This window comes from Pseudomonas paracarnis, assembly GCF_904063055.1.
Lineage (GTDB): Bacteria > Pseudomonadota > Gammaproteobacteria > Pseudomonadales > Pseudomonadaceae > Aquipseudomonas > Aquipseudomonas paracarnis.
Window position 1 is genome coordinate 25,186 of the sequence record NZ_CAJFCN010000012.1, and the last position, 26,556, is coordinate 51,741.

Genomic DNA, 26,556 nt, shown 5'->3' on the forward strand with positions numbered 1-26,556 from the left:
CGCGATCCGGTTCAGTTGCGTTCGAGCGCCAGGGCGACACCTTGGCCGCCGCCGATGCACAGCGTTGCCAAGCCTTTCTTGGCATCGCGCTTGATCATTTCGTGCAGCAGGGTCACCAGTACGCGGCAGCCTGAAGCACCGATCGGGTGGCCGATGGCGATGGCGCCGCCGTTGACGTTGACCTTCTGCGCGTCCCATTCCAGCTCTTTGCCCACCGCCAGGGATTGCGCGGCGAAGGCTTCGTTGGCTTCGATCAGGTCTAGATCAGCCAACTGCCAGCCGGCCTTGTCCAGGCAGCGGCGGGTGGCCGAGACCGGGCCGATGCCCATTATGGCCGGGTCGACGCCCGCGTTGGCGTAGCTGGCGATACGCGCCAGTACGGGCAGGCCGAGAGCCTTGGCTTTGTCGGCGCTCATCAGCAGCACGGCCGCAGCGCCGTCGTTCAGGCTCGAGGCGTTGCCGGCGGTGACGCTGCCGTCTTTCTTGAACGCAGGCTTGAGCTTGGCCAGGGATTCGGCGGTGGTGCCGGCGCGGGGTTGTTCGTCCACCGCGAAGGCCACCGGGTCGCCTTTGCGCTGGGGAATCAGGATTGGCGTGATCTCATCGGCAAAGCGCCCGGCTTCGATAGCGGCCGCGGCTTTTTGCTGTGAGGCGGCGGCAAAGGCGTCCTGGGCTTCGCGGCTGATGCCGTACTTGTCCACCAGGTTCTCGGCGGTGATGCCCATGTGGTAATCGTTGAACGCATCCCACAGGCCGTCGGTGATCATGCTGTCGATCATCTTCGCGTGGCCCATGCGCAACCCGGTGCGTGCGGCAGGTAATACGTACGGGGCCAGGCTCATGTTCTCCATGCCACCGGCAACGATCACCTCGGCGTCGCCGCAACGAATGGCCTGTGCGCCCAGGTGCAAAGCCTTGAGGCCCGAACCGCAGACCTTGTTCAGGGTCAGGCTCGGCACGGCGTGGGGCAGGCCGGCAAGGATCGAAGCCTGGCGTGCCGGGTTCTGGCCGCTGCCTGCGGTGAGCACCTGGCCGAGGATCACTTCATCCACTTGCGCCGGGTCCAGGCCGGTCTGCTGCAGCAGGCGACGGATCACGGCGGCACCCAGTTCCGGGGCCGGAATGTTCGCCAGCGAACCTTGGAAGCTGCCCACGGCGGTGCGGGTGGCAGCAACAATCACGACGTCTTGCATGGAATCTGTCCTCACTGGAAGTGCATTTCTGGAACGTGGTCCGGGACGATCAGTTTACCGGCGGTCTTGCTCACAATCTCTTCAACGCTGACGCCAGGTGCGCGTTCCTTGAGGACAAAAGCGCCATTTTCGATTTCCAGGTACGCCAGGTCCGTGAGCACACGCTTGATGCAGTTGGCACCGGTCAGCGGCAGGCTGCATTGGCTGAGCAACTTGGACTCACCGTCTTTGGATGCGTGAGTCATGATCACAATGATGTTTTCTGCGCCGGCCACCAGGTCCATGGCACCGCCCATGCCCTTGACCAGTTTGCCGGGGATCATCCACGAAGCGATGTTGCCCTGTACGTCCACTTCGAATGCGCCCAGTACGGTGAGGTCGACATGCCCACCGCGAATCATCGCGAACGACTCGGCGGAGGAGAAGATCGAAGCGCCGATGCGCGCGGTGACGGTTTGCTTGCCGGCGTTGATCATGTCGGCGTCGATGGTTTCTTCGGTCGGGAACGGGCCCATGCCAAGCAGGCCGTTTTCCGATTGCAGCATCACTTCCATGCCGTCGGGGATGTAGTTGGCCACCAGGGTCGGAATGCCGATACCGAGGTTGACGTAGTAACCGTCCTGCATCTCGCGGGCAACGCGTTGAGCCATTTGTTCGCGGGTAAGCGCCATGATTGTTTCCTCTTATTGTTCTGGACGGGGATTATTTGCGGACGGTGCGCTGTTCAATGCGCTTTTCGAAGGTGCCGCAGATGATCCGGTCGACGTAGATGCCAGGGGTGTGGATCTGCGCCGGGTCCAGCTCGCCCGGTTCGACGATTTCCTCGACTTCGACCACGGTGATCTTGCCGGCGGTGGCGGCCAGCGGGTTGAAGTTCTGGGCGGTGTGACGGTAGATAACGTTACCGAAGTGGTCGGCTTTCCAGCCTTTGACGATGGCAAAGTCGCCGGTGATGGACTCTTCCATCAGATACGGGCGGCCCTTGAATTCGCGGGTTTCCTTGCCTTCGGCAACGGGGGTGCCGACGCCAGTGGCGGTAAAGAAGGCCGGGATGCCTGCACCGCCTGCGCGCATTTTTTCTGCCAGGGTGCCTTGAGGGGTAAGCACCACCTCAATCTCGCCGCTGAGCAGTTGTTTCTCGAAGAGGGCGTTTTCACCCACGTAGGAAGCGATCACTTTGCTGATCTGCTTCTGTTCCAGCAGCACGCCCAGGCCGAAGCCATCGACGCCGCAGTTGTTGGAAACCACCGTCAGGTCGCGGGTGCCTTTGCGCTTGATTTCGCCAATGAGGTTTTCCGGAATGCCACACAGGCCAAAACCACCGGAGAGCACTGTCATGCCGTCTTCCAGGCCTGCCAGCGCTTCTTCATAGGACGCCACGCGTTTATCGAAACCTGCCATATGCACCTCTTTTATTGTTTGTGGTCCAGCCAGTGAGCAGAGTGTTGCGCCAGCGGATTGATTTGTTAAGTTGTTTTTTAAGGTTGATTGATTTAGAAAACAGCATAGTCCAGTCATCGTCCGGAGCAGCTCATGACCGTCAAACAGATGCGTGCCTTTCTCGCTGTCGCGCAAAGCCTGAGTTTTGCCGCTGCCTGCGAGCGCTTGCACCTTTCCCAGTCGGCGTTGAGCTTGACCATCAAGGGCCTGGAAGAAGGCTTGGGCGGGCGCCTGTTCAGCCGTAATACCCGTAACGTCGCGCTGACCCCTGAAGGTGAGTCCCTGTTACCCCTGGCCCGCCGGTTGATTGCCGACTGGGACAACGCTGAGGACGAACTGCGCCAGCGTTTTACCTTGCAACGGGGGCGTGTCACGGTGGCAGCGATGCCATCGTTTGCTGGCAACCTGCTGCCGCCCATCCTGAAGATATTCCGCGCCCGTTACCCTCAGGTGAACGTGACGGTGCATGACCTGATCAATGAGCAGGTGCTGGAGATGGTGCGCGACCGTCAGGTGGAGCTGGGGGTGGCGTTCGAGCCGTCCGATGGTTCGTCATTGGCGTTCACGCCGTTGTACCTGGATCGCTTTGTCGCCGTGGTCCCAGGCGATTCAGCCTTGGCACAGCGTGCTGAAATCGACTGGGAAGCCTTGTTGGAACAGCCGTTCATCACCCTGCAACGGCCTTCCACTGTGCGGGTGATGCTGGAAGAACACCTCGGTGCCTTGCAGATGAAATTGCCCGTTGCCTTGGAAAGCCATCAATTGGCGACGGTGGGCAAAATGGTTGCCAGCGGTTTGGGGGTTAGCGCGGTGCCAGCGTTATGCGCCAGGCAGATGGAGGAGGCGGGAGCCCATTGCATTACCTTGACTGGCCCGGTGATCGAGCGGCCGATTGGGGTGCTGACCAAGCCGGGGCATGAACTGTCGGCGGCGGCGCAGGTGTTGTTTGATATCTTTCGGGATGAGGCGGGGAAGGGCAGGTTTCCAACTTTTTAAATCAGTAAATACACCTGTGGGAGCTGGCAAGCCAACTCCCACATTGATTGAGTACTACTTAGTAGTAACGGTCGATCACTTTAACTTGCGAGCTGTCTTTGAAAGACGCCCAGGCATTGTTAAGTGTGTCGAACACTTGCTCGATAAAGTTGCGATCAGCGGCGGCCTTCTTGCCGACATAACCCTGGCCACGGCGGTACATCTTCAGGCGCGCCGCCAGCTCACGGTTGTTACGGTCAAACTCGGCTTCTTCGGTATGGGGCGCCAGGCAGTCAATTTGCACTTCGCCGGATTTGCCAATCCACAGGATATGGTCGTCGAGTGTGTCTTTCTGCGCTGCGAACATCTCAGCCAATTCATCGATAGTGGGTTGGTTGTTCAGATTCATGTGTAAGCCCCTTGACCAGTTGGCGATCTATCAGTTGATTCGTTAATACCAGTAAGTTGTCTCCGGTCACTAAAACCGGGCGTCAGCGACGGGCTGCCGAATACGGGCAGGGTCTTGAAGCTGATGCATGTAGTCTTGCTGATGGACTGCTACGCAATGCTCTGATCACGAAGACAAGCCGCGTTTGAGCGCCTTGTACCTGTCCCTTCCGGGGCCGGTCAGCTTCATCAATCTGCCTTGTGGGCAGTGCACATCCGGAAAAACAGCTCGGCGGTCAGACGAGCCTGTTCAAAACGCTTGTTACCAATGCTCTCGATCCGAGAGACGTCTAGATCATGCAAGGACAAAAAGGTTACGTCAACGGTTATGTAGTGATTATTTTTGCTCACTACATAAATTGCCGCGGGGACGGGGGAATGCGCGAAAACGTGACTTGGGCGTCATTTTCTGTGCGGTGGGTCGCAGGGTTTTGGTGGCGAGTTTACGCAGATCCCCTGTGGGAGCTGGCTTGCCTGCGATGGCGATGTGTCAGTGAGTACACGTTCGCCTGACACACTGCTATCGCAGGCAAGCCAGCTCCCACATGTTGATGCGTCGCTATCTCAATCTCTCGGACAGTAAGGGTAATAGCCGCTCGCACGAGGCCTGGATCTTCACCTGCAACAGCTCATCACCCCGAGTCTTGCCCAGGTTGATGGCAATCACCGGCTTACCCTGATCGACCATCGCCTTGCACAGGCGAAACGCCGAATAGGCCATCAGCGATGACCCCACCACCAACAGTCCTTCGGCATGCTCTACCGCCGTCATTGCCTTGAGCGCCGTCGCTGGTGCGACGTTCTCGCCAAAGAACACCACATCCGGTTTCAGCCGTTCGCCATTGCAATGTGGGCAGCGGGGTACCTGGAAGCGCTGTTCAAAGGCCGGATCGAGCAAGGTGTCGCCATCCGGCGCTTGCACCGCATGAACCTGTGCCATGTGCGGGTTATCGACCTCCATCTGCCGCTGGATCACGTCGCGCTCGCTACGCAATTGGCAATCCAGGCACAGCACCCGATGCAAGCTGCCATGCAGCTCGATCACACCCTGGCTGCCGGCCTGGTCATGCAGGGTGTCGACGTTCTGCGTAATCAGCCCGCTGATGTGGCCACGGTGCTGCAGCGTCGCGAGCGCCAGGTGGGCCTTGCTCGGCTGGGCAATGCGCACCCGTGGCCACCCCAGCATCGCCCGCGCCCAGTAGCGGCGCCGCGCCTCGGGAGTGGCGAGGAATTCCTGGTACATCATCGGTGGCTTGCCCCGGCGTACACCTTCCCCGTCCCGGTAATCCGGGATACCTGAAGATGTACTGATCCCTGCGCCGGTCAGCACCAGGAAACGCCGGCCGGTCATGGCCCGGTGCAGGGTGTCGAGGTGATCTTCCTGATGGTCCAGCGTGTCGAGCATGGGTTCCCCCTATTCGCCGCGGATGTACTGTTCCAGCTGCTGGATCAAGGCCGCTTGTTCGGCAATCGCTTCCTTGACCAGGTCACCGATGGACAGCAGGCCCAGCAGTTTGCCGTCTTCGACCACCGGCAGGTGGCGCAGGTGACTGTCGGTCATGATGTTCATGCATGCCTCGACACTCTTGTGAGTATCCACCGTGATCACCGGCGAGCTCATCACCTCATGGACCTTGGTGGTGACCGACGAGAGGCCCTTGAGCATGATTTTGCGCGCGTAATCCCGTTCACTGATGATGCCGACCACCACGTCATCCTTGACCACTGGCAAGGCACCGACGTTTTTCTCGGACATCCGCACCAGCGCTTCAAACACGGTGTGGTCCCATTTGATCGTGTGGACGTCCTGGTTTTTCTGATCCTTGGCTTTCAGCAGTTGTGCAACGGTCTTCATGGCGGCCACTCCGGTGTTGTTGTTGGTAGTCCAGATCCCCTACAGAATCCTAGACCGAACTCGCCGGAGCAAGGGCCAATGCGGCGTTAAACCTGTCGAAAAACGTCATGTGCCGGTTTTTTTTGGTATCTATCCCGCATTTACCGGCTTTTTCCCGCGTTTGGGGCTGGCGCCGGCCTTGCGCGGGGCGGCCTTGCGTTTCTTTTTCCAGGGCGTTGCACCTCGTCCAGCCGGGCTGGCGGGGCCAGTGATAGTCATGCGCATGCCGTTACAGCGTGCCACCTGCTTGCTCATCCACGCCGCTTGCTTGGCGATGAATTCCTCCAGGCTCATTTCGCCGCTTTGCACCATGTCCAGCGCCTGTTCCCAGATGGCGGTGGTGCCGGGGTCGGCGATGGCGCGGGGCACTGCGTCAATCAGGCTGAACGCGGCCGGGGTTGCCGACAGGGCCTTGCCGTTTTTCACCAGATAACCGCGGTCCAGCAAGCCCTGGATGATCCCGGCGCGGGTGGCCTCGGTGCCGATGCCAGTGGTGTCCTTGAGTTTTTGCTTGAGCAACGGGTCCTCCACCAGCTTGGCGACGTTTTTCATGGCCTTGATCAGGTCGCCTTCGGTAAAGGGCTTGGGCGGCTGGGTCCACAGGTCCTTGAGGTTGACCTTGGCCACGGCGTAGTCGTGGCCCTGCACCAGCGTCGGCAACGCTTGGGGCGCAGGGGCTTCGCGACCTTTGGCGGGTGCCAGCGCTTCGGGCAAGGCGCGTTTCCAGCCCGGTTCGATGATGACTTTGCCCACCGCGCGCAACGCGTGGCCGGCACAGTCCAAATCGGCCTGGGTGCGGTCGTATTCATGGTTGGGCAGGAACTGCGCCAGGTAGCGCGCACGAATCAGCGTATAGACCGCACGGTGCTTGCCGGTCAGTTGGCTGACCTCCTTGCCGGCTCCGGTGGGGATGATGCCGTGGTGGGCGCTGACTTTCGCGTCGTTCCAGGCCCGCGAACGGCGCCGAGGGTCGATGTGCGACATCAGCTCGTTGACCGCCGTGTCCGCACGGCCCAGCGCCGCAAGAATCTTCGGCGCTTCACTGTGCTGGCTCAACGGCAGGTAGCCGCAATCGCTGCGCGGGTAGGTGATGGCCTTGTGGGTTTCGTACAGGGATTGAGCGATGTCCAGGGTTTCCTGGGCGCCCAGGCCGAGCTTCTTCGAACAGATCTCCTGCAAGGTGCCGAGGTCGAAGGGCAGGGGCGCCACTTCGCGCATGCGCTCGGTACGCAGTTTCACCAGTCGCGCCGTGGCGGCGTTGAGCATGGCGTCGGCGGCGTCCCGCGCCAGTTGCGGGTTGAGGCAACGGTCCTGGTCGTCACAGGCATCGTCAGGGGCGCGCCATTGGGCGGTGAAGGTCATGTGCTCGTGACGCAGGTCGACATCAATGGCCCAATAGGCCACCGGCACGAAGTCGGCAATGCTGCGATCACGGTCCACCACCAGGCGCAGGGTCGGGGTTTGCACGCGGCCTACCGGCAGCACGCCCTGGTAACCGGATTGGCGCCCCAGCAGGGTAAACAGGCGGCTCATGTTCATGCCGATCAGCCAGTCGGCACGCGAGCGCCCCAGGGCCGAATGATACAGGCTGAAGGTTTCTGCACCGGGTTTGAGCGCCGCCAGGGCCTTGCGAATGGAGGCGTCGTCGAGCGCCGACAACCACAGCCGCTGGATCGGCCCGCGGTAGCGGCAGTGTTCTACCAGTTCACGGGCGATCATCTCGCCTTCACGGTCGGCGTCGGTGGCGATCACCAGTTCCTGGGCTTCGCCCAGCAAGCGCTTGACGGCCTTGTATTGGCTGGCGGTCTTGGGCTTGACCAGCATCTTCCATTTTTCCGGGACGATCGGCAGGTCGGCCAGCACCCAGCGTTTGTATTTGGCGTCGTAGGCGTCGGGCGGGGCGGTTTCCAGCAGGTGGCCGATGCACCAGGTGACCGTGACTCCATTACCCAGCCAGCACCCATCGCCACGGCGGCTGGCGCCAAGCACAGCCGCGATATCCTTGGCCTGGGAGGGTTTTTCACAGAGGTACAGCCGCATGGTCATCACATCAGATCGGGTTGATGCCTTGCAGGATGCTTATTTGAAGGGGTTTGAGCAACCATTATCTGTATGGATGTACAGCAATTTGTGTGAGTGCCATACGTCGCTGTAGGAGCGAGCTTGCTCGCGAAGGTCGTTAACGATGACGCGGGGCGCCTGGTGCCCCGCGTTGCTCTCAGGTTCTTCGCGAGCGAGCTCCTACAAGGGAGAGGTATCAGTTTTTTTCGATATCCACATGCCGGGTTTCCTTGAGGCAGAACAACCCGACGATCAGGCTCACGCCCGTCACCATCACCGGGTACCACAACCCATAGAAGATATCGCCGGTGTACACCACCAGGGCAAACGATACAGTGGGCAGGAACCCGCCAAACCAGCCGTTACCGATGTGGTAGGGCAGGGACATCGAGGTGTAGCGGATGCGCGTCGGAAACAGCTCCACCATCAACGCCGCCAAGGGCCCGTAGCACATGGCGGCGATGAAGATCAGCACCACGATCAGCACCACCACCATCAGCTTGTTGACCTGGGCCACATCCGCCGATGACGGGTAACCGGCCAGGGCCACGGCGCCACGCAGGGCCGCTTCATCAAAGCCGTCGATACGCACATCGCCGACGCTCACTTGCACCGGGCTGCCCGCAGGGGCGGCGGCGCTGCTGTAGGGCAGCCCCTGTTTGACCAAGAAGGTCTTGACCTTGTCGCAGGGGCTGTCAAAACGTGCCTTGCCCACCGGGTCGAACTGGAAGGTGCAGGTGGCCGGGTCGGCCAGTACGGTGATCGGCGCCTGTTGGCTGGCCTGGTCCATTGCGGGGTTGGTGTAGTGCGCCAGGCCCTTGAAGATCGGGAAGTACAGCGCGGTCGCCAACAGCAGGCCGAGCATCAGCACCGGCTTGCGCCCGACCTTGTCCGATAGCCAGCCAAACAGGATAAAGAACGGTGCGCCGATCACCACGCTGATGATCAACAGCATATTGGCTAGGGCTGGGTCCATGCGCAGGAACTGGGTGAGGAAGAACAGCACATAAAACTGCGCTGCGTAGAAGGTCACCGCCTGCCCGCCGTTGATGCTGAACAGCGCGATCAGCACCACCTTGAGGTTTTCCCACTTGCCGAAGGACTCGCGAATCGGCGCCTTGCAGGCCTTGCCTTCCTCTTTCATCTTCAAGAAGGCGGGCGATTCGTGCAGGCTCATGCGGATCCAGGTCGAGATGCCCAGCAGCACGATGGAAAACAGGAACGGAATGCGCCAGCCCCACACTTCGAACTGATCGCCGGTGAAGTAACGGCAGGCCAGCACCACCAGCAGCGACAGCAGCAAGCCGAGGGTGGCGGTGGACTGAATCCAGCTGGTGTGCAGGCCGCGCTTGCCCGGTGGCGCATGCTCGGCCACGTAGGTAGCGGCGCCGCCGTACTCACCGCCCAGCGCCAGGCCCTGCAGCATGCGCAGCACAATGAGGATGATCGGCGCGGCAATGCCGATGCTGGCGTAGGTCGGCAGCAACCCGACGCAGAAGGTTGCCACGCCCATCAGGATGATGGTCACGAGGAAGGTGTACTTGCGCCCGATCATATCGCCCAGCCGGCCGAACACCAGCGCACCGAATGGCCGCACCACAAAGCCTGCGGCGAAAGCCATCAAGGCAAAGATAAACGCCGTGGTGTCGTTGACCCCGGCGAAGAACTGCTTGCTGATCACCGCCGCCAGGGCGCCGTAGAGGAAAAAGTCATACCACTCGAACACCGTCCCCAAAGAGGAGGCGAAGATGACCTTTCTTGATTCGTTGGCGGTACTTGCACTGGCCGCCGAGCCCAGGGGTTGAGCATGTTCTGACATCGGGTGTCCCTCACAGTGACTATTTATTGTTTTTCCACTGTCGGCGCCAACCTCGGCGCCGGTGTTTTTCAACTTCATATAGCGTTAATGATTACGCGGGGTGCCCTGTGGTGCGCGGTGCTGGTGGGCTTTTCGTGAGCAAGCTCGCTCCTGCAGTGTTGGGTGACAGAATCAGCTGCGCGGCCTTCTCCGCGATCATCAGCGTGGGTGAGCAGGTATTGCCGGAGGTGATGCGCGGCATGATCGACGCATCGGCAATGCGCAGGCCGGGAATGCCGTGTACGCGCAGCTGGCTGTCGACCACGGCGTCTTTGTCATCGCCCATGCGGCAGGTGCCCACCGGATGGAAAATCGTGGTGCCGATCCGTGCAGCGGCCTCGTGCAGTTGTTCTTCAGTTTGCAGGGCTTCGCCGGGCAGGTATTCCACCGGTTTGAACTGGCTCAGGGCCGGAGCGGCGACGATGCGCCGGGTCAGGCGAATAGCGTCGGCCGCTACACGCAAGTCTTCGGGGTGGCTGAGGTAATTAGGCTGTATCAGCGGCGCATCCGCCGGGTTGGTCGAACGGATATCCACCCGGCCGCGACTTTGCGGGCGCAGGTCGCAGACCGACGCGGTAAATGCCGGGAAGCCGTGCAACGGTTCGCCAAAGCGTTCCAGGGACAGTGGCTGCACATGGTATTGCAGGTTGGCCGAGATCTGCTCCGGGCCGGAGCGGGCAAACGCGCCAAGCTGGCTGGGCGCCATCGACAGCGGGCCGCTGCGGTCGTACAGGTAGCGCAGGCCCATGCCCATCTTGCCCCACAAGGTACCGGCGATCTGGTTCAGGGTGCGGGCATTTTCCAGCTTGTAGATCAGGCGCAGTTGCAGGTGATCTTGCAGGTTGCCACCAACCCCTGGCAGCTCGTGCACCACGTTGATACCCAGCGGCTTGAGCACATGGGAAGGGCCGATCCCTGAGCGTTGCAGAATCCCCGGTGAACCCACGGAGCCGGCGCACAGCACAATCTCGTTGCGCGCCTTCCAGCTCATCGACTGGCCGTGTTGACGCCCCAGTACCTGGCAAGCACGCCCGTTCTCCAGTAGCACACGCTCAACCTCTACATCAGTCAGCACGGCGAGGTTGGGGCGCTGGCGGATCGGCTTGAGGAACGCCTTGGCCGCATTCCAGCGCACACCGGCTTTCTGGTTGACCTGGAAGTAACCGCAGCCCTCGTTGTCGCCCTGGTTGAAGTCATTGATATTGGCGATGCCGCTTTGGGCAGCCGCCTCACGAAACGCATCGAGGATCGGCCACGACAGGCGCTGTTGCTCGACGCGCCACTCGCCGCCCTCGCTGTGGAATTCAGAGCCGCCGGCAAAATGGTTTTCGCTCTGTTTGAACAGCGGCAGTACGTCTTTCCAAGCCCAGCCCGCGTTGCCCGCCGCCGCCCAGCCATCGTAGTCCTGGGCCTGGCCGCGCATGTAGATCATGCCGTTGATGGACGAGCAGCCGCCCAGCACTTTGCCCCGAGGGTAACTCAAGGCGCGCCCCTGCAGGCCGGCTTGGGGTTGGGTTTTGAAGCACCAATCGGTGCGTGGGTTGCCGATGCAGAACAGGTAGCCGACGGGGATATGGATCCAGGGGTAGTTGTCGCGACCACCGGCCTCCAGTAGCAAGACACGGTGAGCCGGGTTGGCGGACAGACGATTGGCCAGCAGGCATCCGGCAGGGCCGGCGCCGACGACGATGTAATCGTATTCAGCAGTTGCATTGGGCATCTGGGGCCTCGCTTGTTTTTCTTATTGGGCCCATCCTAGTTGTTAGTTTTCGTCTTAAAAATGTTAGTTTTTGCCCACCCGCTGTGCGTTTTTAAACAACGCCGGCTGGCCCAGGCTCTGGAGGCGATATGTTCGACTGGAATGACCTGCGGTTTTTTCTCGAGTTGCAGCGCAGTGGCCGCCTGCTCACCGCCGCCCAACGCCTGAAAACCACGCATGCCACCGTGGCGCGGCACATCGACGCCATCGAGAAAAGCCTCGGCACGGCGCTGTTTGTGCAGCACGCCCAGGGCTATGAACTGACGCCCGCCGGCGAAGCGTTGCTCAAGCATGCCGAGGCTATGGAAAATGTGGCACTGCTGGCCGAAGATGAACTCACCCATTCTGCTGCGCCCCTGGGCAAGATCCGCCTCGGCGTAGCCGAAGGCCTGGGCGTGATGTTTCTGGCCGCACGCATGGGCGGGCTATTTGAACGCTACCCAGGGTTGGAGGTGGAGCTGGTCGCGGTGCCGCGCTTTGTCAGCATCCTCAACCGCGAGGCGGAGATCAGCATTCACTTGGAACGCCCCAGCGCCGACCAACTGGTGACGCGCAAACTCACCGATTATCGCCTGGCGCTGTACGCCAGCCGTGCCTATCTGGCGCGTAACCCGCCCATCGAAAAACGTGAAGACCTCGCTGCCCATGCCTGGATCGATTATGTCGATGACTTGCTGTTCAGCCAGGAACTGAAGTTCCTCAACAGCTTCTGCCGTAGCCCCAAGGTGGTGTTCCACAGCACCAGCGTGATCGCCCAGCACCAGGCGGCGCGTTCGGGGTTGGGCATTGCGGTGTTGCCGTGTTTCATGGCAGCTGGCGATGAGGCGTTGGTGCCGTTGTTGCCGGCAGAGGGCATTCAGCGCAGCTATTGGATCAGCTCGCGCCGGGAGCTGCACAAGTCGGTGCGGTTGCGGGTGTTGTGGGATTATGTAGTGGGGTTGTGCGCGCGGGAGCAGGGCTTGTTGCTCGGTGAATCCCGCTGACGCACACGGATTAAACGGTGGGAGCTGGCTTGCCTGCGATGGCGGCGTGTCAGCTTGCACATGAGTGGCTGATACACCGCCATCGCAGGCAAGCCAGCTCCCACATTTGGATCGGGGTGTGTCAGGGGCAGTCTAGAACTTTACTACCTGATGCACCTGCTCGGCACAGGCCCGAGCCTCTTCAATCATCTTTCCGAACGCATCGCTGGTGACTTCGGCATGGGTCAGCCAGCGCTTTTTCTGGCTCAGGCGATAGTGGTAGCGCAGCGAGCCGTCCTCGAGTTTGCCGTCCAGGTCGAGGTCGTACCAGGGCGAGCGCACCTTGCAGCCGGGGATGGCTTTTTCCATCTTCCCGCCAGCCAGGGTGTAGGTGTAGTCGTAGGTCTCTGGGTTGCCCAGGTAGAGGTCAGCCTGTTGCCCCTGGCGGCGATAGTTGATGTAGCCCTCCCAGCGGTCTTTCAAGGACGGGTCGGTGTAGACATAGTCATTGTCCAGTTTTTCCAGGGCGCGCTGATCGTTCATGCGGGCGGTGACGCTGTAGCCGTCATGTACCACAAAGCGGGTGGGTTCGCGGGTGATCTGGCAGTCGCTGATGTCATTGCCGAAGTTGGCGCAGATGTTCTGGTCGGTGGCGGTGGTGCCTTGCTGGCGGTCAGCGACGCTCAGTTGCATCAACGGCAAGCGGCTGAAGGTAATAGTCGCCTTGACCGCGCCATCTCCCTCTTTGCCGTACTGCACCTGTTTGTCCAGGCGTATCGAGACTTCGGGGCGCTCCAGTGGGATGTGTTCTTCGCGCACCTGGCCCTGCGCATCGTTGACCAATACCCAGCGGTCCTGAATGTCGGGCATGGTTTGGCCAGGGGCGAAGACCGGGTTGGTCGGGTCAAGCCACCACACCTGTCCATTCACTTCGGCACGCACGATGGCATGGTTCGGCGCCTGGGTGCCGGGGATCAGCAAGGCATCGACCACGTCGCCACGGCTGACCCACGCGGTCTCAGCCTTGATGCCGCTGGCCTTGAGCATGGCCGTCAGCAGGGTCGCCAGGTCCTTGCAATCGCCGTAGCCGTGCTGCTCGATTTCCGCCAGGCTGAACGGCACATAGCCGCGCTCGGTCGCCCGCCAGTCACCCAGGTAGCGGTAGTGATCATTGATGTGCTGCATCAGCGCGGCCACTTGCTCAGCCGGCGCCAGGCTGCGTGCGGCGGCCACCGCGGTGGCGGCTTGCGCCGGCAGGGTGGCGCCGAGGATCTGGTTGTAACGCTGGGCGAAATCACCAAAGTACGCCTGGCGGTCCACGGCGCTGCCCACTTCAAGGCGTGGGACGCGCAGCAGCGCGGCGGCGGAGGATTCATTGATGTAGTTGAGGTAGGTCGGGGCTTTTTGCACCACGTCCAGGGTCTTGCCGTTGCTCGAAGGCGTTACCTTGAAACCGTCGAACAATTCACTTCGCCACTGGATCGGCCGTTCGGCGGTAAAGCGCGCCTTGAAGCGATCGCGGCGGGCTGAGCTGGGCCCGAATTTGAGCACATAGTGGAACTGAGTCATCAGCGGTTTGGCCGGGTAATGCTGGCGTACCGTGTAGCGGATCTGCGTGCCCACGCGCAGGTTGGGGAAGGCCAGGGAGGTTTGCTTGTCGCGGCTGAAGCCTTGGTCCGGGTTGGGTGCGCTGCGGGTATCGATTTGCGTGGCAGCCAGGGCGACCGGCTTGGCGCCAGGCTGAGTGGACTGTGCACTGACCACTTCAAAGGTGTCGGCTTCGGAGTAGTCGAAGTCGATGCGCGAGAGCATTTCGCGGCCGTTGGCCTTGAGAATTGTGTAGCGGTAGGTGGTGGTGCAGTCAGTGCTGGCGTCGCGGTTGAAGTGGCAGTGCAGCTCGGTGTCACTGGCCAGCGGGGCTTCGGCTATGGGTTGCAGGGCCGCGCTGACGGAATGGGAAACCAGCCCCAGACTGATCAAAATCAAAGGGCGGTGGAACGGAAAACGGTACATGGGCGCCTCGGGTGACACATTGAAACAGCTACCCGGCGGGTAGCGAGAAGGCGCCGGATGATAATGGATCTCAACGGCAAAGGCCAGGATTGTTCGACAATTTATCGGGCTGAAAGGCCCGTGCTAGAGCCTTTCTTTGATTTGGATCAAGGTTTTTATGCCGCGAGCGCGTCACGCGCTTAGAGGAACCAGCGATATTCCCGCGCCTGGATCTCCTGCTGGAAAGCCAGGTGGTCCTGGCGTTTGTTCTCGCAATACACCTCGACAAATTCCGCGCCCAGCTTGTCGCGCAGTACTGGTTGTTGCTGCATGGCACGCACGGCGTCGAGCATTTCCACCGGGAAATCGGCGCCGCTGTTGCGGTCCTCGTTCAGTGGCGCGATGGGTTCGCGCTTGGCCTCAAGCCCATGCTCCAGGCCCACCAGGATCGCCGCCAGCACCAGGTAAGGGTTGGCATCGGCGCTGGCCAGGCGGTGCTCGATCCGCAGGTTGCGCGGGTCGGACTCGGGGATGCGCACACAGGCATCGCGGTCTTCAAAGCCCCAGCTCGCCCGCGTCGCAGCGTTAACCGTGCCGCCCAGGCGGCGGAAGGCATTGTGGTTGGGCGAGAAAATCGGCATGCAGTGGGGCAGTAATTCCAGGCAACCGGCTACGGCGTGGCGCAATGGCTGCTGCTGATGGGCCGCTAGCAAGTTATTGCCCGCTGCGTCGTAAAGGCTGACATGCACGTGCATGCCGCTGCCGGGAAATTGCAGGTAGGGTTTGGCCATGAAGCTGGCGCGGTAACCATGCTTGAGCGCGACGCCACGGGTGCTACGGCAGAACAGGGCGGCCCAGTCGGCGGCGCGCAGGCCGTCATCGCAGTGGCCGAAGTTGATCTCGAACTGGCCGGGGCCGATCTCGGCGGTGATCACCGTGATGTCGATGCCTTGGTCCTTGGCGGTTTGCGCCATGTCGTCGAGCACGTCGCTGAAACGCGACAGCCGTTCGATATGCAGGTTGGGCTGGTCGTCGGCATCCCCACTGAGCGGGTCGCGGGCAAATTGCGGCAGGCCGTTTTCCAGCTGTTTATCGAACAAGTAGAACTCCAGCTCAAACGCCACCACGGGATGAATGCCCTGATGCTGCAAGCGTTCCAGCACCTTGGCCAGGACTTCGCGGGGTTCGAACTCGATGGGCGCTTCGGTGCCGTCCGAGGTGATGAGCATTTGCCCCAATGGCTGCGACTCCCAGTTCACCGGTTTGAGCGTGCCGGGCACCAATCGGCGATTGGCGTCCGGGTCGCCATCGTTGAAGCAGTAGTCGCCAATCTTGAACAGCCCACCCTGGGCCCCCAGTAGCACCGCATTCTGCGGCAGCTTCAGCGGGCTGCCGGCGGCGATTTTTTCAAGCATCTCCACTGGGTAGCGCTTGCCGTAGAAATGCCCGGGAATGTCCAGGGCGATCAGGTCGACATAGCGCACGTCGGGGTGGTTCTGGCGAAAGCTCCGTACTTCGGCCAGCAACGTGGAGGAATGGCTTTTCACGGGTGCAGCTCCTAGTTGTAAACCCACAAGACGCGGGCGGGCAGGTCGGTCAGGTTGGCGTAGCGGCAGTGGGCGAAACTGGCGAGGTGGAAGCTGTCGCCGGGGCCGAGGGTGACTGGCTCGGCTTCGTCATCCACCCACAGGGTCAACTCGCCTTCGAGCACAAAACCAGCCTGTTCGGCGCGGTCGCTCATAGTCTGTTCGCCGCTGTTGGCACCGGGGGCCAACAGGCTGTCGAGCATCGAGAACGCGCCGTTCATGCTCGGCGACACCAGGATGTCGGTGATGCCGTTGGCGTAATACACCGTGCGCCGCTCGTTGGGGCGGGTCACCCAATCCACCGCCTTGGGTTTGGGCAGGCTGTAGAAATACGTGGTGGGCACGTCGAGGGCGTGGCTGATGGCGGTTAAATCGGCCACGGTCGGGCGCGACAGGCCACGTTCGACCTGGGACAGAAATCCCACCGATCGTTCGATTTTTTGCGCAAGTTGGGCCAGGGTGAGCTTCTTGTGCTTGCGCAGGTCGTGGATCAGCGCCGCGAGGGTGGCGAGTTCTTCTTGTGGGGTCATGAAATTTATATCGAATAATTTCATGAAAAATTACATGATAAATTTCACGAAGGCAATCTCTGGCCACAGGGAAACCCGGCTGAATGATTGCGCGCCGCCGCGGTCGGAACCTGGGTACGCACCATTAATTGAAGGAGCACCCATGAAGTCGAAAACCTTAGCCGCTTGCCTGCTGGTCGCTGCCAGCTTTTCCTCCGTCAGCGCTGTCGTGCAGGCCGGCGATACCCCTCAGGAAACCGTGCAACCTTCAAACATCAACGCCCGTGACTTGAAAGAGGGTGATCGCGCCCCGGACATTTTGATGCGCGAGGAATCAGCGATTAAAGACTGGAAAAAACGCGGGCTCAAACAGCCCGAAGAAGAAAGCCAATGGGCGCGTGTAGGTGACAAGTACGTCCTGCTCAAGACCACCAACGGCACCATCCTGGAGATTACGCCAGTCAAGAAATAATTCCGCCGGGGCACCTGCTCGCTTCATGTTTCTTGCGTTAAGGTAACCGACCGCAATGGTCGCGTTACCTTTGAAGAACGAGAGCAGGATGCTTGCCACCATCAGAAACTACCCCCGCACTGTGAACCTGTTGCTGTGCGCCACGTTGCTGCTGACGCTGGCCAAGGCCATCACCTTTCCTTATCTCGTGATCTACCTCACCAGCCACTTCGCCTTGGACATTACCCAGGTCGGCCTGGTAATCGGCAGTTCGCTGATCGTCGGTTCATTACTCAGTGTCTACGGCGGTTTCCTGGTCGACCGCATCAATAGCTATCGCCTGTTGCTCGGCTTGAGCCTGGTGTTTGTGCTGGGGTTTATCGGTACGGTGCTGGCGCAGAATATCTGGGCGTTCTATGGCTGCCTAATCCTGATCAACCTGGCCTACGCCGTCATTGATATTGCGGTGAAAGCCGGCTTCGCCAGCCTGCTGCCTGAAGACGCGCGCAGCGAAGTGTTTTCCATCAAGTATACCCTCACCAATATCGGCTATGCCGTAGGGCCGTTCTTTGGCGCGATGGTGGCCAAGCTGGATATCAGCTTGCCGTTTGTTCTGTCGGCGCTGTTGGGGCTGGGGTTTTTTCTGCTGTATGGGCGCTGGGGTGACCGTAACTTGGCCACGGTGGACACCACGCAAAAGCCGCTGCCGTTCCTTGCCGTCGCCCGCGTTTTGCTGCAGGACCGTCGCTTAGTGTGCTTCACCCTCGGCGGTTTACTCAGCGCGGTGGTGTTCGGCCAGTTCACGGCCTATCTGTCGCAATACCTGGTGACCACCACGACCGCCGAATACACCTACACGGTGATCAGCGCGGTGCTGACCACCAACGCCGTGCTAGTGATTGCCTTGCAGTACCTGATTGGCCGGCGCATCTCGCACCGTTACCTGAGCCAGTGGCTGATCGCTGGCTTGAGCATGTTCATGCTGGGGTTGATCGGCTTCGGGCTGTCCACCAGCGTGGTGGGCTGGGTGCTGGCGATGGCGGTGTTCACCGTCGGGGAGATCATCGTGTTCCCGGCCGAGTACATGTTTATCGACCGAATTGCCCCGGACCACCTGCGGGGCATGTATTACGGGGCGCAAAACCTGTCCAACCTTGGTGCCGCGCTGGGGCCGGTGCTGTGTGGGCTGGTGTTGGCCAGCCTGCCGGCCCATTACATGTTCTACATGCTGGGGGCGTTTATCGTCGCAGGTGGGGTGTTTTATTTCATGGGAGCGGCGATAAAGGCAAATCATCCAGCGTGAGCTTGCCGACGTTGTTGCTTTGCAGCTCGTAGCGCAATTCATCCACCATTTTCGCTACTTCCTGCGGGGTCTGCAGGCGGTTGGTGCTGATGCCAGTGACCACCAGGTCGACGCGGCCGGTCTCGGCATCATAGACCTTGAGGGTCAAGGACGCGTCCCGGCACAGGGTGAATTCGCACGTCAGCGGTGACAGGCCTTCTTCGATGCAGTTGCGCAGCTGAGAGAGGGTAAACATGCGGGTTCCTTCTAGGCATAAATACGATCCCTTGAAGGTTATTGCTTGCACCGCCGCTCAATAAGGCGAATTCGCACTAGACGCACTAGTGCATTTGCAGGGTCAGGGCTTGTTTTTCAGGCGCAAATCACCGGCAAACAGCCCGCGTTCACGAGCCCAGACGATCGCTGCACTACGGCTGTGCACCCCCAGCTTGGAATACACCGTGGCCACATGGTTACGCACGGTGTTGGGCGCCAGTTTCAGGCGCGAGGCGATCTCTTTGTCCGCCAGGCCCTCGCAGATCAGGCCCAATACATCGCGCTCGCGGGCGGTGAGGTCGGTGAAGGAAACATTCGGCAGGTTGGGGCTGTTGACGCTCTTGGCGTTGGCCAGCTTCTCGATCAGGGTCTGGCTGAACCAGGACGCGTCCTGCATGACTTCCTCGATGGCCGCCACCAGTTCCAGCTCCGAGCGTTTGCGCTCGGTGATGTTCATCAGCACCATCAGGTAGCAGGGCACGTCCTGGATAATCACGGTGTCGGCGGATACCACGCAGTCGATCACCTCGTTGCCTTTCTTGCGCACCTTGAGGTCCTGGCCTTCAAGGTTGCCGGCTTTTTCCAGGGTGGCGAACAACTGCGCGCCGGCCTGGGGGCTGTCGATGAAGTTGATGTCTTCGATGGATTTGCCGATCAGTTCCTCGCTGATATAGCCGGTGATGCTCATGAAGGCTTCGTTGATGTCTACCACCTGGCGGTTGTCGGCACTGCATACCAGGGTCGGCACGGGCGTCAGGCGGAAGGATTTGGCGAAGCGTTCTTCGCTCTGGCGCAGGGCGATCTCGGCTTTACGCCGTGGCTCCAGGTCGGTGAAGGAAAACAGCATGCAGTCTTCCTCGTTCATGTCCAACGGTTGGCCGGCGACGATCACCAGTTTGCTGCCACCTTCGGGCAGTCTCAGTTCGGCCTGCATCTGCGGGATGGTCGCGCCTTCGCCCAGGCGCTGGATCGCCAGGTCCTTGCGCTCGGCCTGTTCCAGCACATCCAGTTCATACACGGATTTGCCGATGACCTGGTCGCGGTTGTAGCCGGTCATCTCCAAAAAACCCTGGTTGACCTTGATGTAGCGCAGGTCGCTGAGGCGACAGATCACCGCGGGCGCCGGGTTGGCGTTGAAGGTTTTCTCAAAACGTTGCTCGGCGCTGGCCCATTCGGTGGCGTCGCTGAGGATCAGCACCAGCAACTCCGGCTCACCCTGGGCATCGGTCAGCACCAGGCTGCGCAGGCGATGTACCCAACTGCGGTGTTCGTCGTCGGCGGGCGTGACTTCCACCACCACATCGCTGAACTCTTCACCGGCAGCCACGCGGCTGAGGGGGTAGCTGTCCAGTGGCAAGGGATGGTTGTTGCGATAGCGCAGGGCAAAGCGCTTGGCGTACGCCTCGGTATTGGCGCCCAGTTCCTTGACCTCGCTGACCCCATGCATGGTCAACGCCGCTTCATTGGCCCACAGAATGGTCTGGTCGACCTCGGCCAGAATCACACCGTCGGACAGTCCCGAGATGATGGTCTGCAGTTGGCGGCGGTTGGTTTCTTTGGCGAGAACATCCTGGGTCATAACGTCTCCGATTAGGGCAGGGCAAGGCACATTGGGTTACGACATCGTGGCCTCAGGATAGTGCAGAGTCATTGCCCACGGGGCAGTGCGAATGCACCAGACCATCTGGTGCATATGGGCCAGGACTGAACGTATGTCGTTTCGCCACACTCACACCCATCAAGGCGCATTGCCTTGCTCCTCAATTTGAAAAGGACCTTTGTATGACCACTGTCTATGAAACCAATCGATCGCTGTTTCGAGTGTCGTGGAGCTCGGTATTGGCCGGTAGTGCAATCGCACTGGTCACCTACCTGGTTTTGAGCGTGTTGGGCACCGCCATTGGCGCCAGTGCCGTTGACCCGATGGAAGCGGGCAACCCGTTGAGCGGTTTTGGCACGGGTGCGGGTATCTGGCTGTTTGTATCGACACTGGTCGCCATCGCGTTGGGCGCCTTCGTGGCCGGCCGCACCGCGCCGGATCGTGGCGGTCTGCATGGGGTGCTGACCTGGACCTTGACCACCTTGCTCACCACTTGGCTGTTGGCGGGCCTGGCTTCCAGCGTAGTCGGTACGGCCGGCAACGTGGTGGGTAAAGGTCTGTCTGCTGCGGGCAGTGGCATTGCTGCCGCCGCGCCGGGGATTGGCAATAGCATCAAGCAACAGTTGAATGAGCAGGGCATCGAGCTGGACTGGAACAGCCTGCAAGGCCAACTGGATACGTTGCTCAAGCAGAGCGGCAAGGCTGAACTGGACCCTGCCAATGTCGAGCAGAAAGCCGATCAGGCAGCTGCCGATGGCAAGCAGTCGGCTACCGATGCAGCGACCAATCCTGCCCAGGCCGGTGATGAGCTCAAGCAATGGTTCGAACGTGTGAAAGCGTCCGGCGAGCCAGCATTGAATGCAGCGGATAAAGAGGCGCTGGTCAACATCGTCGCGGCCCGCACTGGCAAGAGCAAAGAAGAAGCCACCCAGATCGTCGACAACTATGCCCAGGCTTATCAGCAAGCCATGCAAAAAGTCGATGAGCTGAAAAAACAGGCTGAACAGAAAGCCCGTGAAGCCGGTGAAGTCGCTGCCAAGCAACTGTCCCGCGCCGCCTGGAGCACCTTGGCCATGCTGCTGTTGGGTGCGGCGTTGAGCTTCTTTATTGGTCGTATCGCGCTGACTACCCGTCGCGTGCCTTTGGCTTAAAGATGTCTGCGGCAAGGACGCCGCCTGTGTGAAGGGGTAAAATGCTGGCATTTTACCCTTATCCCACAAAGGTGACCCTTGAGCGCAGGCAAAGCCGTCGGACTGTTATTACTCACTTCCCTGTTGGCGGCGTGCGGCACCTCGCCGCCACGCACGCCCAACGACCTCTGCGGTATCTTGCGCGAAAAAGACGACTGGTACGACGCCGCCAAGGTCACGCAAAAGCGCTGGGGCGTACCGATCCAGGTGCCGTTCGCCATCATGTATCAGGAGTCGGGCTTTCGCCACGACGCCAAGACCCCGCGTAAATACCTGCTGTGGATCATCCCGTGGGGCCGTGTGTCCACCGCTTCCGGCTATGCCCAGGCCAAGGATGAAGTATGGAACGACTACCGCAAAGCCACCGGCCGCAGCGGCGCTGATCGCGAAGACTTCGACGACGCCATCGATTTCATCGGCTGGTACATGGACAAGACCTACACCATCAATGGCGTCTACAAGTACGACGCCTATGGCCAATACCTGAACTACCACGAAGGCTGGGGCGGCTACCGCCAGCGCACCTACGCCAGCAAAGCCTGGCTGCCGCCGGTAGCGAGCAAGGTACAGGCGCGTTCGCAGATGTATGCGCGCCAATATGCCGGGTGCAAGGATGAGTTGGGGCGTGGGTTCTGGAGCCGGTTCTGGCATTGGTTGTAAAGGCTTTTGGATGCACGCAGATCCAATTGTGGGAGCTGGCTTGCCTGCGAAAGCGGTCGTGCAGTCACAGATGCATTGACTGACACACCGCCTTCGCAGGCAAGCCAGCTCCCACATTGGATTGCGTTAACGCGGCTGTATGCATTCCAGCGAACGATCTACCATCACGCTGGCTGTTCCCCTGCGCTTGCCAAACCCATCCGATTCTGGGAAAACCCCAGCCTTTGATCCCTTCAATGAGAACCCCATGAGCAACGATGAACTGCAGGTCACAGACATCCGCCTGGGCGACGGCAAAGCCGTGGTCAAGGGCGCGCTGATCACCACCCAATACACCGGCACCCTGGAAGATGGCACGGTGTTCGATTCCTCCTGGGAGCGGGGCAAACCGTTTCAGTGCGTGATCGGCACTGGCCGCGTGATCAAGGGGTGGGACCAGGGCTTGATGGGCATGCAGGTTGGCGGCGTGCGCACGTTGTATGTACCCGCGCACCTGGCTTATGGCGAGCGCTCGATGGGTGCGCATATCAAACCCAACAGTAACCTGCGCTTCGAGATTGAATTGCTGGAAGTGCTGACGCGGGATTGAAGAGGTTGAACATGGACGTTGATCTACATCTGTTGCCTGGCAGCTCCTTGGAAGGCATTCGGGTGGTTGAGCTTTTGGGTTGCGATGAGGCTGAGTTGCAGCAGTTTTTTGAACAGGCACCCGATTACTTCATCGCGGTGAATGGCGAACCGGCTACCCCGACCGAAGCACGGGAAGAGTTACGCGGCCAATTGCCCGCTGGCTGGCATTGCAGTCGCCTGTACTGGCTGGGTTACCGCGATGCGCAGGGCCACTTGGTCGCCGTGGTGAATATCGCCGCTGATTTGCTCGCCACCGGGGTGTGGCACATCGGGTTACTGCTGGTGCATGCGCGCTGGCACGGCAGCGGGCTGGCGCAGCGTTTGCACACCGACCTTGAGGCGTGGGCGGTGGCAAAGGGCGCTCAGTGGCTACGGCTGACGGTAGTGGTGGGCAATACCAGAGCCGAGCGTTTTTGGCCCAGGCTTGGCTATGTACAGGTGCGCACCCGTGAGGGGATCACGATGGGCCGGCAGGTGAATAGGGTGTCTATCCAAGTGAAGGTTGTGGCTAGCGCGAGCATTGAAAACTACCTGGCGCTGGTCGAACGGGATTGCCCAACGTGGGGTTGAGAAAGGCGTTCCTGAACCCATCCTGAAGAATCTTCTTATTCACCAGGCTGCCACTTTCCTACGGTTTACTCCGCCAACATCGGGGCGTAAGCTTCGCGCGTTTTCATCAATAGCGGAGACCCTCAGTGGGTACTTGTTCGAGTGACAGTCGTCGGCCGGTTTCGGTAACCGGCCTCTTGGCAAGGTAACGCGCATTTTCCAGATGCCGTTGTCTCGCCTCACAAAGCGAGAAGCGGCATCCCGGCGGTGACCAGTCCTGGCACCCGCCTGATTCCCTCTCATCGACGCTGACCAGCACCTGGGTAACGCCTGGATGCTACGGACGCGCCTGCCTGTTACGGCGGGCGGGCCAGGTTCGGCTGTGCCTGTGTGACGGGCGCGGTGTGGACGGGCAGTACCTGCACGACGGTTTTTCCTCGCGCAGGAGTTACACCATGAACCTCACTTTGCTCAAAGAGTTCTTCGCCGGTTTCCTGCGGACCCGGCATATAGCCCGGCATTTTCGCCGCCTGGCGATGCTGGAGACCGTGACCGATGCCAGTGTCAGCCGGGAAGTACCGCCCAGCCTGGCGCAGACACTGGTGGCGTCTGCCAACCGCAGCACTGTGCAATTGCTGGGCGTGCTGGGCAGCCACACCGAGGGCCTGAACACTCAGGAGGCCGACGCCCTGCGCGTGCAGTACGGCCTCAATGAAGTCGAACACGAGCAGCCGCTGCCGTGGTGGGTGCACCTGTGGCATTGCTACAAGAACCCGTTCAACCTGCTGCTGACTCTGTTGGCGGTGATCTCTTGGCTGACCGAAGACATGAAGGCCGCCACGGTGATTTTCTCCATGGTGGTGCTCTCGACCCTGTTGCGCTTCTGGCAGGAGGCCAAGTCGAACAAGGCCGCCGACGCCTTGAAGGCCATGGTGAGCAACACCGCGACGGTGCTGCGCCGCGATGCTGCCAAGCGCATTGAACTGCCGATCAAACAACTGGTGCCAGGCGATCTGATTGTATTGTCGGCCGGCGACATGATCCCCGCGGACTGCCGCGTGCTCAGCGCCAAGGACCTGTTCGTCAGCCAGGCGGCGATGACCGGTGAATCCATGCCGGTGGAGAAGTTTGCCCACCAGCAGGACGCCCACACGCGCAACCCGCTGGAGCTGGAAAATATTCTGTTCATGGGCACCAACGTGGTGTCCGGCGCCGCCACGGCGGTGGTCCTGGCCACCGGCAACAGCACGTATTTTGGTGCCTTGGCGCAACGCGTCACGGCGACAGACCGTGCGACCACCTCGTTCCAGCAGGGGGTCAACAAGGTCAGTTGGTTGCTGATTCGCTTTATGTTCGTGATGGCGCCGCTGGTGCTGTTCATCAACGGCTTCACCAAGGGCGACTGGACCGAGGCGTTGCTGTTCGCGCTGTCGATTGCGGTTGGCCTGACCCCGGAAATGCTGCCCATGATCGTCACCTCGACCTTGGCCAAGGGCGCGGTGTTTCTGTCGCGCAAAAAGGTCATCGTCAAGCGCCTGGACGCGATCCAGAACTTTGGCGCCATGGACGTGCTGTGCACCGACAAGACCGGCACGCTCACCCAGGACAAGATTTTCCTGGCGCGCCATGTGGACGTGTGGGGCCAGGAGTCGGACGACGTGCTGGAAATGGCCTACCTCAACAGCTACTACCAGACCGGCTTGAAAAACCTGTTGGATGTGGCCGTGCTCGAGCATGTGGATATCCATCGCGAGTTGAAAGTCGGCACCGCGTTCAACAAGGTTGACGAGATTCCCTTCGACTTCAACCGCCGCCGCATGTCGGTGGTGGTGGCCGAGCAGCATCAACCGCACTTGTTGATCTGCAAAGGGGCGGTGGAGGAAATTTTGTCGGTGTGCAACCGCGTGCGCCATGGCGACGTCGATGAAGCGCTGACCGACGAACTGCTGGCGCGCATTCGCCAGGTGACGGCGGCTTTTAACGAAGAAGGGCTGCGGGTAGTGGCGGTAGCGGCGCAGCCGATGCCGGCAGGGCGTGATACCTACAGCCTGGCGGATGAAAACAACCTGACGCTGATCGGCTATGTGGCATTTCTCGACCCACCCAAGGAAAGCACCGCCCCCGCCCTCAAGGCCCTGAAGGCCCACGGCGTGGCGGTGAAAGTGTTGACCGGCGACAACGAACTGGTCACGGCGAAGATCTGCCGCGAAGTGGGTCTTGCGCAACAAGGCTTGCTGATGGGCAACGACATCGAGTCGATGAGCGACGCCGAACTGGCCCTGGCCGTGGAAACCACCAATGTGTTTGCCAAGCTCACCCCCAGCCACAAGGAACGCATCGTGCGGCTGCTCAAGGCCAACGGACATGTGGTCGGCTTTATGGGCGATGGCATCAACGATGCTCCGGCGCTGCGCACGGCGGATATCGGGATTTCGGTGGACAGTGCGGTGGACATCGCCAAGGAAGCGGCCGACATCATCCTGCTGGAGAAGAGCCTGATGATCCTGGAGGAGGGCGTGCTGGAGGGCCGGCGCACCTTCGCCAACATGCTCAAATACATCAAGATGACCGCCAGTTCGAACTTCGGCAACGTGTTCTCGGTGTTGGTGGCCAGTGCCTTTATCCCGTTTTTGCCGATGCTGCCGATGCACCTGCTGGTGCAAAACCTGCTGTATGACATCTCGCAGATTGCGATTCCGTTCGACAACGTCGATGACGAGATGCTTGCCACGCCGCAACGCTGGCAGCCGGGGGAAGTGGGGCGCTTCATGTTGTTTTTCGGGCCGATCAGTTCGATCTTCGACATCACCACGTTCGCACTCATGTGGTATGTGTTTGATGCCAACACTCCAGACCACCAAACGCTATTTCAATCCGGCTGGTTTGTGGTGGGGCTGCTGACCCAGACCCTGATCGTGCACATGATCCGCACGCCAAAAATCCCATTCCTGCAAAGCCGCGCAGCGCTGCCGTTGATGTTGATGACCGGCGTGATCATGGCCGTGGGGATATTCCTGCCGATGGGGCCTTTGGCGCACTACTTCAAATTGCAGGCGCTGCCGTCGCTGTACTTCGTGTTCCTGCCGGTGATTTTGCTGGCGTACATGGCGCTGACCCAGGCGGTGAAGGGCTACTACATCCGCAGGTTTGGCTGGCAGTAACAGGTCCCATGCAACATCGCCAAACCCTGTGGGAGCCGGGCTTGCCCGCGATGACGGTGTATCAGTCGCCAGACTCATGGG

General features: G+C 60.6%; 23 protein-coding genes. 9 read left to right on the forward strand and 14 right to left on the reverse strand.

From position 1 onward, the window contains the following. Nucleotides 1-11: 11 nt before the first annotated feature. The 3 genes from JMV15_RS22030 to JMV15_RS22040 are packed head-to-tail and all read right to left on the reverse strand — an operon-like array spanning nt 12 to nt 2,594. Complete coding sequence (locus JMV15_RS22030) at nt 12-1,193, reverse strand: acetyl-CoA C-acetyltransferase (protein ID WP_038449696.1); 1,182 nt, start codon at nt 1,191-1,193, stop codon at nt 12-14. An 11-nt stretch (nt 1,194-1,204) separates the two neighbouring features. Beyond that, entirely contained in the window at nt 1,205-1,864 is a 660-nt protein-coding gene (locus JMV15_RS22035) for a CoA transferase subunit B (protein WP_005786928.1), read from the reverse strand. Between the two features lie 31 nt (nt 1,865-1,895). Continuing rightward, nucleotides 1,896-2,594 (reverse strand): CoA transferase subunit A, encoded by a 699-nt coding sequence (locus JMV15_RS22040; RefSeq protein WP_038449701.1) that lies wholly within the window; start codon nt 2,592-2,594, stop codon nt 1,896-1,898. A 132-nt stretch (nt 2,595-2,726) separates the two neighbouring features. Between JMV15_RS22040 and JMV15_RS22045 the strand changes: the two genes are divergently transcribed. Then, nucleotides 2,727-3,629: a LysR family transcriptional regulator gene (locus tag JMV15_RS22045; RefSeq protein ID WP_038449704.1), complete on the forward strand. Its 903-nt coding sequence runs from the start codon at nt 2,727-2,729 to the stop codon at nt 3,627-3,629. Nucleotides 3,630-3,687: 58 nt separating this feature from the next. Here JMV15_RS22045 and JMV15_RS22050 read toward each other — a convergent pair whose 3' ends face one another. The 6 genes from JMV15_RS22050 to JMV15_RS22075 form a co-directional block, all read right to left on the reverse strand. Beyond that, nucleotides 3,688-4,017 carry a hypothetical protein gene (locus JMV15_RS22050; RefSeq protein WP_003190335.1) on the reverse strand — a complete coding sequence of 110 codons (330 nt, stop codon included), beginning with the start codon at nt 4,015-4,017 and terminating at the stop codon, nt 3,688-3,690. Between the two features lie 597 nt (nt 4,018-4,614). Then, entirely contained in the window at nt 4,615-5,460 is an 846-nt protein-coding gene (locus JMV15_RS22055; protein ID WP_014717972.1) for an NAD-dependent protein deacetylase, read from the reverse strand. A 9-nt stretch (nt 5,461-5,469) separates the two neighbouring features. Next, the gene (locus tag JMV15_RS22060; protein WP_014717973.1) at nt 5,470-5,910 is read right to left on the reverse strand and encodes a CBS domain-containing protein; all 441 of its coding nucleotides are present in this window, start codon (nt 5,908-5,910) and stop codon (nt 5,470-5,472) included. Between the two features lie 129 nt (nt 5,911-6,039). Further along, nucleotides 6,040-7,989: a DNA topoisomerase III gene (locus tag JMV15_RS22065; RefSeq protein ID WP_014717974.1), complete on the reverse strand. Its 1,950-nt coding sequence runs from the start codon at nt 7,987-7,989 to the stop codon at nt 6,040-6,042. A 217-nt stretch (nt 7,990-8,206) separates the two neighbouring features. Then, nucleotides 8,207-9,829 (reverse strand): MFS transporter, encoded by a 1,623-nt coding sequence (locus tag JMV15_RS22070; RefSeq protein WP_014717975.1) that lies wholly within the window; start codon nt 9,827-9,829, stop codon nt 8,207-8,209. Nucleotides 9,830-9,920: 91 nt separating this feature from the next. Further along, the gene (locus JMV15_RS22075) at nt 9,921-11,588 is read right to left on the reverse strand and encodes a GMC family oxidoreductase (protein WP_038449707.1); all 1,668 of its coding nucleotides are present in this window, start codon (nt 11,586-11,588) and stop codon (nt 9,921-9,923) included. 128 nt (nt 11,589-11,716) lie between these two features. Here JMV15_RS22075 and JMV15_RS22080 point away from each other — a divergent pair, with 128 nt between their 5' ends. Next, nucleotides 11,717-12,610: a LysR family transcriptional regulator gene (locus JMV15_RS22080; protein ID WP_014717977.1), complete on the forward strand. Its 894-nt coding sequence runs from the start codon at nt 11,717-11,719 to the stop codon at nt 12,608-12,610. A gap of 132 nt (nt 12,611-12,742) precedes the next feature. Here JMV15_RS22080 and JMV15_RS22085 read toward each other — a convergent pair whose 3' ends face one another. The 3 genes from JMV15_RS22085 to JMV15_RS22095 all read right to left on the reverse strand — a co-directional run bounded on the left by JMV15_RS22085 (nt 12,743) and on the right by JMV15_RS22095 (nt 16,697). Continuing rightward, complete coding sequence (locus JMV15_RS22085) at nt 12,743-14,602, reverse strand: DUF3857 domain-containing transglutaminase family protein (RefSeq protein WP_038449709.1); 1,860 nt, start codon at nt 14,600-14,602, stop codon at nt 12,743-12,745. 179 nt (nt 14,603-14,781) lie between these two features. Beyond that, nucleotides 14,782-16,128, reverse strand: a complete 1,347-nt coding sequence (locus tag JMV15_RS22090) for a glutamine synthetase family protein (protein ID WP_019821422.1) — start codon at nt 16,126-16,128, stop codon at nt 14,782-14,784. An 11-nt stretch (nt 16,129-16,139) separates the two neighbouring features. Next, nucleotides 16,140-16,697, reverse strand: a complete 558-nt coding sequence (locus tag JMV15_RS22095; protein WP_019821423.1) for a helix-turn-helix domain-containing protein — start codon at nt 16,695-16,697, stop codon at nt 16,140-16,142. A 142-nt stretch (nt 16,698-16,839) separates the two neighbouring features. Between JMV15_RS22095 and JMV15_RS22100 the strand changes: the two genes are divergently transcribed. Beyond that, nucleotides 16,840-17,148: an RcnB family protein gene (locus JMV15_RS22100; RefSeq protein ID WP_014717981.1), complete on the forward strand. Its 309-nt coding sequence runs from the start codon at nt 16,840-16,842 to the stop codon at nt 17,146-17,148. A gap of 88 nt (nt 17,149-17,236) precedes the next feature. Continuing rightward, on the forward strand, nt 17,237-18,430 hold the full coding sequence (locus tag JMV15_RS22105; protein WP_020303187.1) for an MFS transporter: 1,194 nt from the start codon (nt 17,237-17,239) through the stop codon (nt 18,428-18,430). Here the strand turns inward: JMV15_RS22105 and JMV15_RS22110 are convergent. Together JMV15_RS22110 and JMV15_RS22115 are read right to left on the reverse strand one after the other, a co-directional pair. Further along, nucleotides 18,393-18,665 (reverse strand): DUF1652 domain-containing protein, encoded by a 273-nt coding sequence (locus JMV15_RS22110; protein ID WP_003190355.1) that lies wholly within the window; start codon nt 18,663-18,665, stop codon nt 18,393-18,395. The two genes, JMV15_RS22105 and JMV15_RS22110, sit on opposite strands and share 38 nt — an antisense overlap. A gap of 102 nt (nt 18,666-18,767) precedes the next feature. Further along, nucleotides 18,768-20,264 carry a PAS domain S-box protein gene (locus JMV15_RS22115; RefSeq protein WP_014717983.1) on the reverse strand — a complete coding sequence of 499 codons (1,497 nt, stop codon included), beginning with the start codon at nt 20,262-20,264 and terminating at the stop codon, nt 18,768-18,770. Nucleotides 20,265-20,467: 203 nt separating this feature from the next. Here JMV15_RS22115 and JMV15_RS22120 point away from each other — a divergent pair, with 203 nt between their 5' ends. The 5 genes from JMV15_RS22120 to mgtA all read left to right on the forward strand — a co-directional run bounded on the left by JMV15_RS22120 (nt 20,468) and on the right by mgtA (nt 26,475). Continuing rightward, nucleotides 20,468-21,436, forward strand: coding sequence for a hypothetical protein (locus JMV15_RS22120; protein ID WP_019821429.1), 969 nt, complete (start codon nt 20,468-20,470; stop codon nt 21,434-21,436). Between the two features lie 78 nt (nt 21,437-21,514). Then, nucleotides 21,515-22,135, forward strand: a complete 621-nt coding sequence (locus tag JMV15_RS22125) for a transglycosylase SLT domain-containing protein (RefSeq protein WP_003190361.1) — start codon at nt 21,515-21,517, stop codon at nt 22,133-22,135. Nucleotides 22,136-22,382: 247 nt separating this feature from the next. Beyond that, complete coding sequence (locus JMV15_RS22130) at nt 22,383-22,724, forward strand: FKBP-type peptidyl-prolyl cis-trans isomerase (protein ID WP_032903474.1); 342 nt, start codon at nt 22,383-22,385, stop codon at nt 22,722-22,724. Between the two features lie 11 nt (nt 22,725-22,735). Beyond that, complete coding sequence (locus JMV15_RS22135) at nt 22,736-23,335, forward strand: GNAT family N-acetyltransferase (RefSeq protein WP_019821432.1); 600 nt, start codon at nt 22,736-22,738, stop codon at nt 23,333-23,335. Between the two features lie 434 nt (nt 23,336-23,769). Continuing rightward, complete coding sequence (mgtA, locus tag JMV15_RS22140) at nt 23,770-26,475, forward strand: magnesium-translocating P-type ATPase (protein ID WP_038449715.1); 2,706 nt, start codon at nt 23,770-23,772, stop codon at nt 26,473-26,475. Nucleotides 26,476-26,556 lie beyond the last annotated feature (81 nt).

What these genes read in the sequence shown, in the direction of transcription:
- JMV15_RS22065 (WP_014717974.1), bottom strand. Translation starts at nt 7,989, where the DNA reads ATGCGGCTGTACCTCTGTGAAAAACCCTCCCAGGCCAAGGATATCGCG.
- JMV15_RS22110 (WP_003190355.1), bottom strand. Translation starts at nt 18,665, where the DNA reads ATGTTTACCCTCTCTCAGCTGCGCAACTGCATCGAAGAAGGCCTGTCA.
- JMV15_RS22085 (WP_038449709.1), bottom strand. Translation starts at nt 14,602, where the DNA reads ATGTACCGTTTTCCGTTCCACCGCCCTTTGATTTTGATCAGTCTGGGG.
- JMV15_RS22030 (WP_038449696.1), bottom strand. Translation starts at nt 1,193, where the DNA reads ATGCAAGACGTCGTGATTGTTGCTGCCACCCGCACCGCCGTGGGCAGC.
- JMV15_RS22135 (WP_019821432.1), top strand. Translation starts at nt 22,736, where the DNA reads ATGGACGTTGATCTACATCTGTTGCCTGGCAGCTCCTTGGAAGGCATT.
- JMV15_RS22045 (WP_038449704.1), top strand. Translation starts at nt 2,727, where the DNA reads ATGACCGTCAAACAGATGCGTGCCTTTCTCGCTGTCGCGCAAAGCCTG.
- JMV15_RS22070 (WP_014717975.1), bottom strand. Translation starts at nt 9,829, where the DNA reads ATGTCAGAACATGCTCAACCCCTGGGCTCGGCGGCCAGTGCAAGTACC.
- JMV15_RS22080 (WP_014717977.1), top strand. Translation starts at nt 11,717, where the DNA reads ATGTTCGACTGGAATGACCTGCGGTTTTTTCTCGAGTTGCAGCGCAGT.
- mgtA (WP_038449715.1), top strand. Translation starts at nt 23,770, where the DNA reads ATGAACCTCACTTTGCTCAAAGAGTTCTTCGCCGGTTTCCTGCGGACC.
- JMV15_RS22035 (WP_005786928.1), bottom strand. Translation starts at nt 1,864, where the DNA reads ATGGCGCTTACCCGCGAACAAATGGCTCAACGCGTTGCCCGCGAGATG.
- JMV15_RS22050 (WP_003190335.1), bottom strand. Translation starts at nt 4,017, where the DNA reads ATGAATCTGAACAACCAACCCACTATCGATGAATTGGCTGAGATGTTC.
- JMV15_RS22075 (WP_038449707.1), bottom strand. Translation starts at nt 11,588, where the DNA reads ATGCCCAATGCAACTGCTGAATACGATTACATCGTCGTCGGCGCCGGC.
- JMV15_RS22060 (WP_014717973.1), bottom strand. Translation starts at nt 5,910, where the DNA reads ATGAAGACCGTTGCACAACTGCTGAAAGCCAAGGATCAGAAAAACCAG.
- JMV15_RS22120 (WP_019821429.1), top strand. Translation starts at nt 20,468, where the DNA reads ATGACCACTGTCTATGAAACCAATCGATCGCTGTTTCGAGTGTCGTGG.
- JMV15_RS22115 (WP_014717983.1), bottom strand. Translation starts at nt 20,264, where the DNA reads ATGACCCAGGATGTTCTCGCCAAAGAAACCAACCGCCGCCAACTGCAG.
- JMV15_RS22040 (WP_038449701.1), bottom strand. Translation starts at nt 2,594, where the DNA reads ATGGCAGGTTTCGATAAACGCGTGGCGTCCTATGAAGAAGCGCTGGCA.
- JMV15_RS22055 (WP_014717972.1), bottom strand. Translation starts at nt 5,460, where the DNA reads ATGCTCGACACGCTGGACCATCAGGAAGATCACCTCGACACCCTGCAC.
- JMV15_RS22100 (WP_014717981.1), top strand. Translation starts at nt 16,840, where the DNA reads ATGAAGTCGAAAACCTTAGCCGCTTGCCTGCTGGTCGCTGCCAGCTTT.
- JMV15_RS22130 (WP_032903474.1), top strand. Translation starts at nt 22,383, where the DNA reads ATGAGCAACGATGAACTGCAGGTCACAGACATCCGCCTGGGCGACGGC.
- JMV15_RS22105 (WP_020303187.1), top strand. Translation starts at nt 17,237, where the DNA reads ATGCTTGCCACCATCAGAAACTACCCCCGCACTGTGAACCTGTTGCTG.
- JMV15_RS22095 (WP_019821423.1), bottom strand. Translation starts at nt 16,697, where the DNA reads ATGACCCCACAAGAAGAACTCGCCACCCTCGCGGCGCTGATCCACGAC.